This window comes from Hydrogenophaga sp. PML113 (assembly GCF_001777155.1).
GTDB classification, from domain to species: Bacteria; Pseudomonadota; Gammaproteobacteria; order Burkholderiales; family Burkholderiaceae_C; genus Hydrogenophaga; species Hydrogenophaga borbori.
The window spans coordinates 458,846-471,025 of sequence record NZ_MIYM01000002.1 but is presented as its reverse complement, the minus strand read 5'-3'; the positions used below and the strand labels follow the sequence as shown (position 1 = coordinate 471,025).

14 protein-coding genes and 3 riboswitches are annotated in these 12,180 nt (G+C 69.0%); of the genes, 8 read left to right on the top strand and 6 right to left on the bottom strand.

Translation table 11 applies throughout. The features are described 5' to 3' along the window. Window positions 1–39 precede the first annotated feature (39 nt). Window positions 40–143, bottom strand: a riboswitch (glycine riboswitch). A gap of 12 nt (window positions 144–155) precedes the next feature. After that, window positions 156–252: riboswitch (glycine riboswitch) on the bottom strand. A gap of 69 nt (window positions 253–321) precedes the next feature. Beyond that, window positions 322–876: a hypothetical protein gene (locus BHU06_RS05600; RefSeq protein WP_254668117.1), complete on the bottom strand. Its 555-nt coding sequence runs from the start codon at window positions 874–876 to the stop codon at window positions 322–324. Between the two features lie 85 nt (window positions 877–961). Then, window positions 962–2,647: an electron transfer flavoprotein-ubiquinone oxidoreductase gene (locus BHU06_RS05595; protein ID WP_070398147.1), complete on the bottom strand. Its 1,686-nt coding sequence runs from the start codon at window positions 2,645–2,647 to the stop codon at window positions 962–964. A 134-nt stretch (window positions 2,648–2,781) separates the two neighbouring features. Between BHU06_RS05595 and BHU06_RS05590 the strand changes: the two genes are divergently transcribed. Genes BHU06_RS05590 through BHU06_RS05580 form a run of 3 tightly spaced genes read left to right on the top strand, consistent with a single transcriptional unit; the run spans window position 2,782 to window position 4,964 of the window. Then, on the top strand, window positions 2,782–3,564 hold the full coding sequence (locus tag BHU06_RS05590) for an SDR family oxidoreductase (protein WP_070398146.1): 783 nt from the start codon (window positions 2,782–2,784) through the stop codon (window positions 3,562–3,564). Next, window positions 3,565–4,545 (top strand): DMT family transporter, encoded by a 981-nt coding sequence (locus BHU06_RS05585; protein ID WP_083292975.1) that lies wholly within the window; start codon window positions 3,565–3,567, stop codon window positions 4,543–4,545. It abuts the gene before it with no gap. Then, window positions 4,542–4,964, top strand: coding sequence for a thioesterase family protein (locus BHU06_RS05580; protein WP_070398144.1), 423 nt, complete (start codon window positions 4,542–4,544; stop codon window positions 4,962–4,964). Before BHU06_RS05585 ends, BHU06_RS05580 begins: the two co-directional genes overlap by 4 nt. Window positions 4,965–5,013: 49 nt before the next feature. Here the strand turns inward: BHU06_RS05580 and BHU06_RS05575 are convergent, their stop codons facing one another. Both BHU06_RS05575 and BHU06_RS05570 read right to left on the bottom strand, forming a co-directional pair. Continuing rightward, window positions 5,014–5,310 (bottom strand): DUF5666 domain-containing protein, encoded by a 297-nt coding sequence (locus BHU06_RS05575; RefSeq protein WP_070398143.1) that lies wholly within the window; start codon window positions 5,308–5,310, stop codon window positions 5,014–5,016. Between the two features lie 113 nt (window positions 5,311–5,423). After that, window positions 5,424–6,005, bottom strand: coding sequence for a peroxidase-related enzyme (locus BHU06_RS05570; protein WP_070398142.1), 582 nt, complete (start codon window positions 6,003–6,005; stop codon window positions 5,424–5,426). 113 nt (window positions 6,006–6,118) lie between these two features. Between BHU06_RS05570 and BHU06_RS05565 the strand changes: the two genes are divergently transcribed. Further along, window positions 6,119–6,505, top strand: coding sequence for a carboxymuconolactone decarboxylase family protein (locus BHU06_RS05565; protein WP_070398141.1), 387 nt, complete (start codon window positions 6,119–6,121; stop codon window positions 6,503–6,505). Between the two features lie 35 nt (window positions 6,506–6,540). Further along, on the top strand, window positions 6,541–7,509 hold the full coding sequence (locus tag BHU06_RS05560; protein ID WP_070398140.1) for a Bug family tripartite tricarboxylate transporter substrate binding protein: 969 nt from the start codon (window positions 6,541–6,543) through the stop codon (window positions 7,507–7,509). Between the two features lie 6 nt (window positions 7,510–7,515). Here the strand turns inward: BHU06_RS05560 and BHU06_RS05555 are convergent, their stop codons facing one another. Next, entirely contained in the window at window positions 7,516–8,070 is a 555-nt protein-coding gene (locus BHU06_RS05555; RefSeq protein ID WP_070398139.1) for a PAS and helix-turn-helix domain-containing protein, read from the bottom strand. A 93-nt stretch (window positions 8,071–8,163) separates the two neighbouring features. On the opposite strand from BHU06_RS05555, the gene BHU06_RS05550 reads away from it, so the two are divergent. The 3 genes from BHU06_RS05550 (at window position 8,164) to BHU06_RS05540 (ending at window position 10,299) form a co-directional block, all read left to right on the top strand. After that, entirely contained in the window at window positions 8,164–8,865 is a 702-nt protein-coding gene (locus BHU06_RS05550) for a CoA transferase subunit A (protein WP_070398138.1), read from the top strand. A gap of 2 nt (window positions 8,866–8,867) precedes the next feature. Further along, the gene (locus BHU06_RS05545; RefSeq protein ID WP_070398137.1) at window positions 8,868–9,503 is read left to right on the top strand and encodes a 3-oxoacid CoA-transferase subunit B; all 636 of its coding nucleotides are present in this window, start codon (window positions 8,868–8,870) and stop codon (window positions 9,501–9,503) included. 26 nt (window positions 9,504–9,529) lie between these two features. Further along, window positions 9,530–9,709, top strand: a riboswitch (yybP-ykoY riboswitch). 5 nt (window positions 9,710–9,714) lie between these two features. Further along, window positions 9,715–10,299, top strand: a complete 585-nt coding sequence (locus tag BHU06_RS05540; protein ID WP_070398136.1) for a TMEM165/GDT1 family protein — start codon at window positions 9,715–9,717, stop codon at window positions 10,297–10,299. Here the strand turns inward: BHU06_RS05540 and BHU06_RS05535 are convergent. After that, entirely contained in the window at window positions 10,293–12,134 is a 1,842-nt protein-coding gene (locus BHU06_RS05535; RefSeq protein ID WP_083292999.1) for an integrin, read from the bottom strand. The genes BHU06_RS05540 and BHU06_RS05535 overlap by 7 nt on opposite strands. Between the last annotated feature and the right edge of the window lie 46 nt (window positions 12,135–12,180).

Genomic DNA, 12,180 nt, shown 5'->3' with positions numbered 1-12,180 from the left:
GGCAGGCCCCTCGCGGGGCGGGACACGGGTTCATCCGTGCGCTGCCCCACTGTCCGCTTTACCTGAGAGATTCACGCGGGCGATGCCGCGCTTGCTCCTTCGGTGGACCCCATCGGGTGGGGCCTCTCTCCAGGGGGGATCGCCCGCCGGGTGGCGGGCGTTTGCCAGTCCTTTTGCCTGAGCGTTCGGGGCCTGGTCCGGCCCCTGCGCCTTCGGCGGTTCCCCGGGGGAACGCTCTCCTGACAATGCGGCGGATTCTAGCCGGGAACCCGGCGCGCACGGACAAGGCCGCCCGGCGTCCTCAGGGGCGCGAGGGCGCGCTCAGGCGTCCTGCGGGGTGGTCTCGGGCAGCACCTTGGCCAGGCGCTCGCTGATCGAGGCGGCGCGCTCGGCGCCCGCGACACGCTCGATCTCGGTGAGCATGTCCTGGCCCACGGCCAACATGCTCGCGGCGTCGCGCGCCTCGCGCAGCGCCTGGCGGAAGCGGTCGGCCAGGGCGCGGTCGCGCGCGGCGAACATGCGGTCGGACAGATCGAACAGGAACATGCGCGCGCTGGCCAGCGAACGCGGCCCGCTGAAGGTGTCCACCGAGCCGCGCGGTGGCGGCGGCACCGGGCGCGCGGGCGGCGCGGCCGGGGCTTCGTCGATCAGGTAGCCGTCGGCCAGCAGCGCCTCCACCATGGCGCGGCCTTCGCCGTGGAAGAGGGCGTTGAGTGAATCGGTGGACTTGCGGCCATCGGCCACCAGCAGGATGGCGCGCTCGCGCTGGCCCAGCGAGCGATGGCCCGGGAGCAATTCGGTGCGGCCTTTGTCGGTCTTGATGAGCATGGGCGGTGCGCAGGCGGCGGTGGACGCCGCACTCTGGGCGGGGCACATGACGCTCGCGTGTCACGCGGGCGTGAAAAAGCCGCCCGGGGGCGGCTTCGTGGCGATCGCGTGAGGGACGTCACACGTCCCTGCCTCACATGCCCGCGTAGTTCGGCCCGCCGCCGCCTTCGGGCGTCACCCACACGATGTTCTGCGTCGGGTCCTTGATGTCGCAGGTCTTGCAGTGCACGCAGTTCTGCGCGTTGATCTGCAGGCGGTCCTCGCCCGCATCGGTCTTCACGAACTCGTACACGCCGGCCGGGCAGTAGCGGCTTTCCGGGCCCGCGTACTTCGCCAGGTTCACCTGCACCGGCACCGTGCTGTTCTTCAGCGTCAGGTGCGCGGGCTGGTTCTCCTCGTGGTTGGTGTTGGAGACGAAGACGCTGGAGAGGCGGTCGAAGCTGAGCACGCCGTCCGGCTTGGGGTAGGCGATCTTGGGCATCTGGTCCGCGGGCTTGAGGTACTCGTGGTCGGGCTTGTCGCGGTGCAGGGTCCAGGGCGGCGCGCTCACGCCGATCTTGGGCAGGAACCACTGCTCGATGCCCGTCATCAGCTTGCCGATGGTCGGGCCCTTCTTGAACCAGGCCTTGAAGTTGCGGGTCTGCCAGAGCTCCTCGTGCAGCCAGCTCTTCTCGAAGGCCGCGGGGTAGGCCGAGAGCTCGTCGCTCGAACGGCCGGCCGTCACGGCCTCGAAGGCCGCCTCGGCACAGAGCATGCCGCTCTTGATGGCCGCGTGGCTGCCCTTGATGCGCGCGGCGTTCAGGTAGCCGGCGTCGCAGCCCACCAGCGCGCCGCCGGGGAACACCGTCTTGGGCATGGCCTGCGGCGTGCCGTTGTTGATGGCGCGCGCGCCGTAGCCCAGGCGCTTGCCGCCTTCGATGTGCGCCTTGATCGCCGGGTGCGTCTTCCAGCGCTGCATCTCCTCGAAGGGCGAGAGCCAGGGGTTGCTGTAGTCCAGCCCGATGACGAAGCCCAGCGTGACCTTGTTGTCCTCCAGGTGGTATAGGAAGCCGCCGCCGAAGGTGTCGTCCGTCATGGGCCAGCCGGCGGTGTGCACCACCAGGCCGGGCTTGGCCTTGTCGGCCGGAACCTCCCACAGCTCTTTGACGCCGATGGCCCAGCTCGACGGGTCCTTGCCCTTGTCGAGGTCGAACCTGGCGATGAGCTGCTTGCCCAGGTGGCCGCGCGCGCCCTCGGCGAACACGGTGTACTTGGCGTGCAGCTCCATGCCGAGCTGAAAGGCCTCGGTGGGCTCGCCGTCCTTGCCGATGCCCTGGTTGCCCGTGGCCACGCCCTTGACGGAACCGTCGTCGTTGTAGAGCACCTCGGCGGCGGTGAAGCCGGGGAAGATCTCCACGCCCAGGGCCTCGGCCTGCTCGGCCAGCCACTTCACCACGTTGCCCAGGCTGATGACGTAGCAACCCTCGTTGTGGAAGTTGCGCGGCATCAGGAAATCGGGCGTGCGGCTCGACCCCGTCTCGCTGAGCATGAGCAGGTCGTCGCCCGTGACAGGCTGGTTCAGCGGCGCGCCGCGCGCTTTCCAGTCGGGGAACAGCTCGTTGATGGCGCGCGGGTCCATCACCGCGCCCGAGAGGATGTGCGCGCCGGGTTCGGAGCCCTTCTCCAGCACGCAGACGTTGACCTCCTTGCCTTGCTCGGCGGCCAGCTGCTTCAGTCGAATGGCGGTGGACAGGCCGGCCGGGCCGGCGCCGACCACGACCACGTCGTACTCCATGGCTTCGCGGGGACCGAACTGGGCCAGGATCTGATCATGCGTCATGGGGGGTCTCGCTCATAATGTTTGGCAACCTCCGGCCACCCTCCTTTGCGAAGGGCTCGTGTCCCGGAGCGGACCGCATTTTATGCGGCGACCGCACAAAATCGAACGACCGTTCACATTTGGGGAGACTGAGCATGGCCTACACCCTCGACCTGTCGGGCCGCGTGGCCCTGGTCACCGGCGCGTCCAGCGGGCTGGGCGCGCAGTTCGCCAAAACCCTGGCCCAGGCCGGCGCCGCCGTGGTGCTGGCCAGCCGCCGCACCGACCGCCTCATGAACCTGCGCGCGCACATCGAGGCCAGCGGCGGCGCGGCGCACGTGGTGGCGCTGGACGTGACCGACATGGCCTCCATCAAGGCCGCCATCGCGCACGCCGAGACCGAGGTCGGGCCCATCGACATCCTGGTCAACAACTCGGGCGTGAGCACCACGCAGCGCCTGCAGGACGTGGACGAGGCCGACTACGACTTCGTCTTCGACACCAACACCAAGGGCGCCTTCTTTGTTGCGCAGGAGGTGGGCAAGCGCATGATCGCGCGCGCCAAGGGCGCGGCGCCGGGCACCTTCGTCGGTGGGCGCATCGTCAACATCGCGTCCATGGCGGGGCTGAAGGTGCTGCCGCAGATCGGCGTGTACTGCATGAGCAAGGCCGCCGTGGTGCAGATGACCAAGGCCATGGCGGTGGAGTGGGGCCGCTTCGGCATCAACGTCAACGCCATCTGCCCGGGCTACATCGACACCGAGCTCAACCACGAGCACTGGAAGACCGAGCAGGGCAAGAGGCTCATCGAGATGACGCCGCGCAAGCGCCTGGGTCAGGCGAGCGACCTCGATGCGCTGCTGGTGATGCTGTGCGCCAACGAGAGCCATTTCGTGAACGGCGCGGTGATCGCCGCCGACGACGGCTTTGGCGCCTAGATGGAATCCCCCCGCGCCGCCTTCGGCGTCACCCCCCAGGGGGCAACACCGGCGGCCCGGCAGAGCCGGTTCCTCGGTGTTTCTGGATTGGGCCTGCTTACCGGCCTGGGCGCCGGCGCCTTCTGGGGCACCACCTTCGTGGCGCCGCTGGTGCTGCCCGAGTTCGGCACGGTCGATCTCACGGTGGGCCGCTTCCTCGCCTGCGGTCTGCTGTCGCTGGCGCTGCTGCTGTGGGCCGCGCTGCGCGGGGGCGCGCGCTGGCCCACGGCGCCCCAGGCCTGGGCCGCGCTGGGCCTGAGCCTGCTGGGCTACACGGGCTATTACCTGCTGCTGGTGCTGGCCATCCAGGCGGCGGGCGCGGCGCTGCCGGTGCTCATCATTGGCACCATCCCGCTGTGGGTGATGCTGCTGGGCAAGCCGCAGGGCCTGCGCTGGCGCGCGCTGCTGCCCGGGCTGCTGCTGACGGCCGCGGGCATCGCTTTGATGGTGCGTGCCAGCGCGCATGGCGGGGAGGCCGGCGCCGGCTCCAGGCTGTGGCTGGGCGTGTCGTTCGCGCTGCTGGCCACCGCGTCCTGGACGGCCTACGGCCTGCTCAACGCGCGTTGGCTGGCGCGCCACCCCGAGGTGAACTCCACGCTGTGGGCCAACTGGCTGGGCGTGGCCGCCGGCCTGGGGGCGCTGGGCATCGCGGCGGTGGCGGGCAGCGCACCGGCCGAACTCGTCGCCCAGCCGCGCTTCGGCCTGTTTGTGGCGGTGTGCCTGGTCACCGGCATCGGCGCGGCCTGGGTGGCCTCGGTGCTGTGGAACATGGCCAGCCGGCGCCTGAGCCCCAGCCTGGCCGGACAACTCATCGTGAGCGAGACCGTCTTCGGCCTGCTCTACACCTTCGCCTGGAACGGGCAGTGGCCGGTCGCCATGCAGTGGCTGGCGTGCGCGCTGTTCGTGCTGGGCATCCTTGCCTCCATCCGAGCCCACCGATGAAATTCGAACTGCCCGAGAAGAAGAAACAGGTTCACCGCATGCGCATCCCCATCCGCTGGGGCGACATGGACGCGATGGGCCACGTGAACAACACGGTCTATTTCCGCTACCTCGAAACCATCCGCATCGAGTGGATGCAGTCCATCGGCTGCCAGCCCGATCCGCGCGGCGAGGGGCCGGTGATCGTCAATGCCTTCTGCACCTTCCACAAGCAGCTGGAATTCCCTGGCGAGGTGATCGCCACCATGTACGTGAGCGACACCGGCCGCACCAGCTTCGAGAGCTGGTGCACGCTCACGCGCGCCGACGACCCCGAGACGGTTTACGCCTCGGGCGGCGCCACCACGGTGTGGGTGAACTTCCCTCAGCAGAAGTCCGCGCCCATCCCGGACAGCCTGCGCCAGCACCTGGAAGGCTGACCCGGGGTGGCTGGCCGCGCCGTGGCCGTGCCGCGGCGGCCGCGCGCGCTCACTGCTTGTTCTTCTTGAACTCGATGTCGTCGGCGTACAGCCGGCCGTCGCGGCGCTTGATGTCCACTTCCACGTAGTGGCCCTCGCGCAGGTCTTCGAAGCGCTTGTAGTCGTTTTCGTAGTCCGTTTTGTCGGTGACGTAGACCACTTCGCTGTTGATCGTGAAGCTGCGCGCGCTGTGGTCGATGGACTGGATGCGGCCTTTCAGATCCTCGGCGTGCGCGGCGCCCACACCCAGGGCGAGGGCCGAGGCAAGCAGGAAGGCGCGGACGCGGAACGTGTGGCTGAGCGGCATGGTGAACCTCCGAAGTGATGACGAGGTATTGAAACGCCCGGCCGCCGGGTGTTCCGTTTTTTTTGGTTGCCTGGCGGTATCGGCCCGTAAAGGGGGCCTTGTCCTACAGGGGCTCAGGCCGCCGGCTTGGCCTTGGGCACGCGCCCGAGCAGGTAGAACTCGGGGTTGGGCGCCATGCCCGTGACGTTGGCCATGCGGTTGGACAGACCGAAGAAGGCCGTGATGGCGGTGATGTCCCAGATGTCCTCGTCGTCGAAGCCATGCGCGTGCAAGGCCTGGAAATCGGCCTCATCCACCTCGTGCGAGCGCTCGCAAACCTTGAGCGCGAAGTCGAGCATGGCGCGCTGGCGCGGCGTGATGTCGGCCTTGCGGTGGTTCACGGCCACCTGGTCGGCCACCAGGGGCTTCTTTTCGTAGATGCGCAGGATGGCGCCGTGCGCCACCACGCAGTAGAGGCACTGATTGGCCGCGCTGGTGGCGGTGACGATCATCTCTCGATCGCCCTTGCTGAGGCTGCCCGTCTCCTTGAGCATGAGCGCGTCGTGGTAGGCGAAGAAGGCGCGCCATTCCGCCGGGCGTCGCGCGAACGCGAGAAAAACGTTCGGGACGAAGCCCGATTTTTCCTGTACCTCGCGGATGCGGGCCTGGATGTCTTCGGGCAGGCTGTTGAGGTCGGGCAAGGGGTAGCGGGCCATGGCGTGTCTCCTGTGCTGGGGGTATCGACGGCCACCAGTATCCCCGAGCCGCCGAACGCGCCGCGCGCGCGTGGTGCGGTATCGTTGCGCCGCCCTGAACCCACGGAGCCCGCATGAACCTGCCCGACGACCCCGAATTCCAGCGCGGCCTGGCCGCGCGCACCGACGTGATGGGCGAGGCCTTCGTGGCCAGCGCCCTGGGCAGCATGACCCCGTTCACCGAGCCCATGCAGCACCACATCACGCGCCGCGCCTGGGGCGACGTCTGGCAGCGTGGCGTGCTGGACCGCAAGACCCGCAGCCTGATCACCGTGGCCATGCTCACCGCCCTGGGCAAGCAGCACGAGCTCAAGGGCCACGTGCGCGGCGCGCTCAACAACGGCGCCACGCCCGAGGAATTGCAGGAGGTGCTGCTGCACGCCGCCGTGTACTGCGGCATCCCCACCGCCGTGGACGCCTTTCGCACCGCCGCCAGCGTGGTCGACGGCGAGCCGCGCTGAAGTTTTCGTCCTTTCTTTTCTACCGGAGGTTTTCCATGTCGCGATCCTTCCCCCTGACCCGCCGCGTGGCGCTGCTGGCCGCCCTGGCCCTGGGCACCGGCCTGGCACAGGCCCAGTCCAATGTGCGCATCCTGGTGGGCTTCCCACCCGGCGGCGGCACCGACGCCATCGCGCGCATCCTGGCCGAGAAGCTGCAGCCCGAGCTGGGCCAGGCGGTGGTGGTGGACAACAAGCCCGGCGCGGGCGGCCAGCTGGCGGGCCAGGCCCTGAAGGCCGCGCCGGCCGACGGCAGCACCGTGTTCCTCAGCCACGACCACAGCGTGAGCATCCTGCCGCTGACCATGAAGAACCCGGGCTTCGACCCGGCGAAGGACTTCGTGCCCGTGGCCGGCTTCGCCACCTTCGTGAACGCGGTGGCGCTGTCGGGCGGCACGCCCGCGCGCGACTTCAAGGCCTGGATCGACAGCGTGAAGGCCGCCGGCGGCAAGGCCACCGTGGGCATTCCGGCGCCGGCCTCCACGCCCCAGTTCGCGGTGCAGGTGATCGGCAAGCGGTACGGTCTGGACCTGGTGGCCGCGCCCTACCGGGGCAGCGCGCCCATGATGGGTGACATGCTGGGCAACCAGATCCCGGCGGGCGTGGGCTCGGTGCCCGACTTCATTGAAAACCACAAGGCCGGCAAGCTGCGCGTGGTGGCCGTGATGGGCACCCAGCGCCAGGCCGCGTTGCCCGAGGTGCCCACCTTCAGCGAGCTGGGCATCAAGGGCTTCGAGGACATGCCGTACTACGGCATCTTCGCGCCCGCCGGCACACCGGCGGCGGCCGTGGACAAACTCGGCGCGGCGGTCCAGAAGGTGATTGCCTTGCCCGACGTGCGCGAGAAGCTCTCGGCCATGGGCCTGACGGTGGGCTACATGAGCGGCGCCGAACTCGGCAAGCGCGAGGCCGCGTACCGCGAGGTCTGGGCCCGCATCATCAAGGACAGCGGCTACCAGCCGCAGTGAGGCCCCTCAGCCCGCCATCAGCCGGTGCACCAGGTCCGGCGTGCTGTGCGCCTGGTACTTGCGCATCAGGCGCGCGCGGTGCACCTCCACCGTGCGGTGGCTGATGGCCAGCAGCTTGCCGATCTGCTTGCTGGTGAGCCCGTCCATGATCAGCGCGGCGACCTCGCGCTCGCGCGCCGTCAGTTCGGCGCGCACCGGCCGGTGCGAGCTCAGGTCCTCGAAGCTCCAGATGCCCGCCGCGTGCGGCGCGCCGCGGTCCACCGCGCGGCCCGTCACGTGGCACCAGAAAATCTCGCCCGCCTGGCGGCCGCCCACGCGCTTCATGAGGCGGTTGTCGGCGTAGGTGCCGCTGCGGCCCAGCAGCGGCGCCATGCGCGCGCCCAGGCGCTCGTACTCGTCGGCGCTGGGGTAGAGGATCTGGAAGCTCTGGCCCACCAGTTGCTCGCGCGTGGCGCCGAACATCTCGCACAGGGCCTGGTTGCAGTCGACCATGAAGCGCTCGCGCGACAGCGCCAGCCCCACGGGGGCCAGGTCGAAGGCCAGCCGGTAGTCGATGTCCATCGTGGTTGCCCTTTACGAAATACTACGTAATTCGCTACGTAGTATCGTTGCGCTTTCCCGCATTCCCAGCACGACTCCCCGGAGGCAATCCCCGTGAACAAGATCTACCCCAGCGCGACCGCCGCGCTCCAGGGCGTGGTCGCCGATGGCCAGCTCATGGCCGTGGGCGGTTTCGGCCTGTGCGGCATTCCCGAAGCGCTCATCGACGCCCTGCGCGACAGCGGCGTGAAGAACCTCACCGTCATCTCCAACAACGCGGGCGTGGACGGTTTCGGCCTGGGCAAGCTGCTCGACACGCGCCAGATCAAGAAGATGATCAGCAGCTACGTGGGCGAGAACAAGGAGTTCGAGCGCCAGTACCTGGCCGGCGAACTGGAGCTGGAGTTCACGCCCCAGGGCACGCTGGCCGAGAAGCTGCGCGCCGGCGGCGCGGGCATCCCCGCCTTTTTCACCAAGACCGGCGTCGGCACCATCGTGGCCGAGGGCAAGGAACTGCGTGAGTTCGATGGCGAGACGTATGTGATGGAGCGCTCGCTGGTGCCGGCCGTGTCGCTGGTGAAGGCGCACCGCGCCGACAAGAGCGGCAACCTGCAGTTCCGCTACACCGCGCGCAACTTCAACCCGGCCGCGGCCATGGCGGGCAAGGTCTGCATCGTGGAGGTGGAGGAGATCGTCGAGACCGGCGCCATCCACCCCGATGAGGTGCACCTGCCGGGCATCTACGTGCACCGCATCGTGCACAACCCGAATCCCGAGAAGCGCATCGAGAAGCGCACCATCACCGAAAAGGCCTGACCATGCCCTGGACCCAAGACCAGATGGCCGCGCGCGCGGCACAAGAGCTCGAGGACGGCTTCTACGTCAACCTCGGCATCGGCATCCCCACGCTGGTGGCCAACCACACCGGCACCAAGGAGGTGTGGCTGCAGAGCGAGAACGGCATGCTGGGCATCGGCCCCTTCCCCACGGAAGACCAGGTCGACGCCGACCTCATCAACGCCGGCAAGCAGACCGTGACCACCATCAAGGGCTCGTCGATCTTTGGCAGCCACGACAGCTTCGCCATGATCCGCGGCGGCAAGATCAACCTGTCCATCCTGGGCGCCATGCAGGTGAGCGAGAAGGGCGACCTGGCCAACTGGATGATCCCGGGCAAGATGGTCAAGGGCATGGGCGGCGCCATGGACCTCGTGGCCGGCGTGCCGCGCGTCATCGTGCTGATGGAGCACGTGGCGAAGAAGAAGGACGGCAGCGAGGACCTGAAGATCCTGCCGCAGTGCACGCTGCCGCTCACCGGTGTGGGCGTGGTGGACCGCATCATCACCGACCTGGGCGTGATGGACGTGACCCCGCAGGGCCTGAAGCTCGTGGAGCTGGCGCCCGGCGTCACGCGCGAGTTCATCCAGTCCAAGACCGGCGTCACCCTGGTCTGATGCGCATGGCGGGTATACTCCCGCCCGCACCCGTCATCGGGGAGTAGCCGCCCGGCGCGCCACGCGCCGGGGCTCGCGTCAACAGACTTGGCCCGCAGGCCATGGCGCGAGCAGCCTTCCAGCCTGGCAAGACCTTTGACCGCACCGCCTCCGCACGCGCCGGGGAGGCGCTGCGGTCTTTGGTTTGTTCGCCGGCCGTTGGAGTCCCCCCTTGGAAGCTTTCCTCCTGTCCACCGGCATCGTCGCGCTCGCCGAAATGGGCGACAAAACGCAATTGCTGTCGCTGGTGCTCGCCGCGCGGTTCAAGAAGCCCTGGCCCATCGTCGCGGGCATTCTCGTGGCCACCCTGCTCAACCACGCGCTCGCGGGCGCGGCCGGGGCCTGGGTCATGGCCGCCGTGGGGCCTGTGGCCATGCGTTGGGTGCTGGGCCTGTCCTTCATCGCCATGGCGGCGTGGATGCTGATTCCCGACAAGCTGGATGGCGACGAGGTGAAGGCTTCGCGCGGACTGGGCGTGTTCGCCGCCACGGCCTGGGCCTTCTTCCTGGCCGAGATGGGCGACAAGACGCAGATCGCGACCATCGCCCTCGGCGCGCAGTATGAGCCCCTGTTCGCGGTGGTGATCGGCACCACGCTGGGCATGATGATCGCCAACGCGCCGGTGGTGTTCTTCGGCGAAGCGATCACGCGCCGCGTGCCCATCAAGCTGGTGCACGCGGTCGCGGCGCTGATCTTCGCGGTGCTGGGTGTGCTCGCCCTGCTGGGAGCGGGCCCGGCCTTGACCGGCGCTCAGTAGAGGTAGGCGGCCCCGCTGCCGGCGACGCTGTTGTCGGCCGGGTTGCCGTTGACGCCGGTGGCGCTGCTGGATTCGTTGACCGCGCCCACCGCCAGTGTCAGGGGGCGGCCGCCCGAGCCGCCACCCAGCGCCACGCTGCCGCCGAACTGGTCGTTCGCGTCCGGGTTGGACGCCTTCACATAGGCCTGCTGCGCCCAGGTGCTGCCCTGGCGGGCGAAGGTGTAGACGGCGCCGCTGTAAGCGAGGCTGTCGTCGGTTTGAATGCCGTTGAGGCCCGCGGCATGGCTGCCCTCCTGCCACGCCCCCACCGCCAGGGCGTTGCCATCGTTGGACAGCGCGACCGACACGCCGAACTGGTCACCGCTGCCGGCGTTGGAGGCCTTCACGTAGGCCTGCTGCGCCCAGCCTGTGCCGTTGTAGGTGAAGACGTAGACGGCGCCGAAGTCCGGGCCGTTGTTGACGTGCTGGTTGCCGTTGATGCCGGTGGCGCCGCTCTGTTCGGCGGGCGCGCCCACCGCGAGGGTGGCGCCGTCGCCCGAGAGGGCAAGGCCGGTGCCAAAGGCGTCGCCTGTCTCGCCGTTGGAGGCTTTCACGTAGGCCTCCTGGCTCCAGGTGGCACCGCCGCGCCGGAACATGTAGACGGCGCCGGCGTTGGGCGCGCTGTTGTCGGTTGGGTCGGGGTTGGCAACGCCGTTGGAGAAGCCGTCTTCGCCGGGGGCGCTCGCGGCTAGGACGTTGCCGTCGTTGGACAGCGCGACCGATGCGCCGAACAGGTCGCCGCTGCCGGCGTTGGAGGCCTTCACATAGGCTTGTTGCGCCCAGCCGATGCCGTTGTGGACGAAGACGTAGACGGCGCCGAAGTCCGGGCCGTTGTTGGTGTGCTGGTTGCCGTTGATGCCCGTGGCGTTGCTTTGCTCGGAAGGCGCGCCCACCGCGAGGGTGGCGCCGTCGCCCGAGAGGGCGAGGCCGGTGCCAAAGGCATCGCCCGCCTCGCCGTTGGAGGCCTTCACGTAGGCCTCTTGGTTCCAGGCCGCGCCGCTGCGCCGGAACACGTAGACGGCGCCCGCGTTGGGCGCGCTGTTGTCGACCGGGTCTGGGTTGGCGACGCTGTTGGAGAACCCGTCTTCGCCCACAGCGCTCACGGCCAGCACCGCGCCATCGGCGGACAGGGCCAGATGGTCGCCGAACATGTCGCCCGCGTCGTGGTTGGACGCCTTCAGGTAGGCCTGCTGCACCCAGCCGCTGCCGCTGCGCGCGAACACGTAGACCGCGCCGCTGTTGGGGGAGCCGTGGTTGAGTGGGTCGGGTGTGCCGGTCGTGCCCGTGGCGTCGCTGCCGTCCCCGCTGGCGCCCACGGCCAGGGTGTTGCCGTCGCCGGACATTGCCACACGGGCGCCGAAGCCCATGTTCTGGCTCTGTGCGGAGGCCTTCACGTAACCGATGGCGCCCGCGAGATGCCCGCTGGCGTCGACGCTGGCGCGGTTGGCGCAGCCGTTGGCGTTGCAGACCTGCAGCGCGTAGCGCGCATTGACGCGCGCCGGCAGAAATACCTCGTGGTCGTACGCGCGGGTGCCGGCGGGCAGGGTGGCCACGGCCGTGTAGCCCGACTGGCCGTCCGGGTCCTCGAGCAGGACGTAGCTGGTGGCGCCGGCCACCGCGGCCCAACTGAAGTGAAAGGTCTTGACGCTTTGCGGCGTGAGGCTCAGCGCCGCAGAGCCGCCTCCGCCATCCGATGGCGATCCGCCGCCATCGACGACATGCCCGCCGCAGGCGGTCAGGAGGCAAGCGGCCGTCCACACGGTCGCGCAAGACAAGTACCTTTTGAACGTGTTCATCTCGATGGCCCCGATGGGAAAAGAGAAGGGCATTGAAAGAAAAACC

Excerpts from the sequence above, each read along its gene's own strand:
- BHU06_RS05600 (WP_254668117.1), bottom strand. The coding sequence starts at position 876 with ATGTGCCCCGCCCAGAGTGCGGCGTCCACCGCCGCCTGCGCACCGCCC.
- BHU06_RS05585 (WP_083292975.1), top strand. The coding sequence starts at position 3,565 with ATGGAATCCCCCCGCGCCGCCTTCGGCGTCACCCCCCAGGGGGCAACA.
- BHU06_RS05570 (WP_070398142.1), bottom strand. The coding sequence starts at position 6,005 with ATGGCCCGCTACCCCTTGCCCGACCTCAACAGCCTGCCCGAAGACATC.
- BHU06_RS05580 (WP_070398144.1), top strand. The coding sequence starts at position 4,542 with ATGAAATTCGAACTGCCCGAGAAGAAGAAACAGGTTCACCGCATGCGC.
- BHU06_RS05590 (WP_070398146.1), top strand. The coding sequence starts at position 2,782 with ATGGCCTACACCCTCGACCTGTCGGGCCGCGTGGCCCTGGTCACCGGC.
- BHU06_RS05595 (WP_070398147.1), bottom strand. The coding sequence starts at position 2,647 with ATGACGCATGATCAGATCCTGGCCCAGTTCGGTCCCCGCGAAGCCATG.
- BHU06_RS05560 (WP_070398140.1), top strand. The coding sequence starts at position 6,541 with ATGTCGCGATCCTTCCCCCTGACCCGCCGCGTGGCGCTGCTGGCCGCC.
- BHU06_RS05555 (WP_070398139.1), bottom strand. The coding sequence starts at position 8,070 with ATGGACATCGACTACCGGCTGGCCTTCGACCTGGCCCCCGTGGGGCTG.
- BHU06_RS05535 (WP_083292999.1), bottom strand. The coding sequence starts at position 12,134 with ATGAACACGTTCAAAAGGTACTTGTCTTGCGCGACCGTGTGGACGGCC.
- BHU06_RS05565 (WP_070398141.1), top strand. The coding sequence starts at position 6,119 with ATGAACCTGCCCGACGACCCCGAATTCCAGCGCGGCCTGGCCGCGCGC.
- BHU06_RS05575 (WP_070398143.1), bottom strand. The coding sequence starts at position 5,310 with ATGCCGCTCAGCCACACGTTCCGCGTCCGCGCCTTCCTGCTTGCCTCG.
- BHU06_RS05545 (WP_070398137.1), top strand. The coding sequence starts at position 8,868 with ATGCCCTGGACCCAAGACCAGATGGCCGCGCGCGCGGCACAAGAGCTC.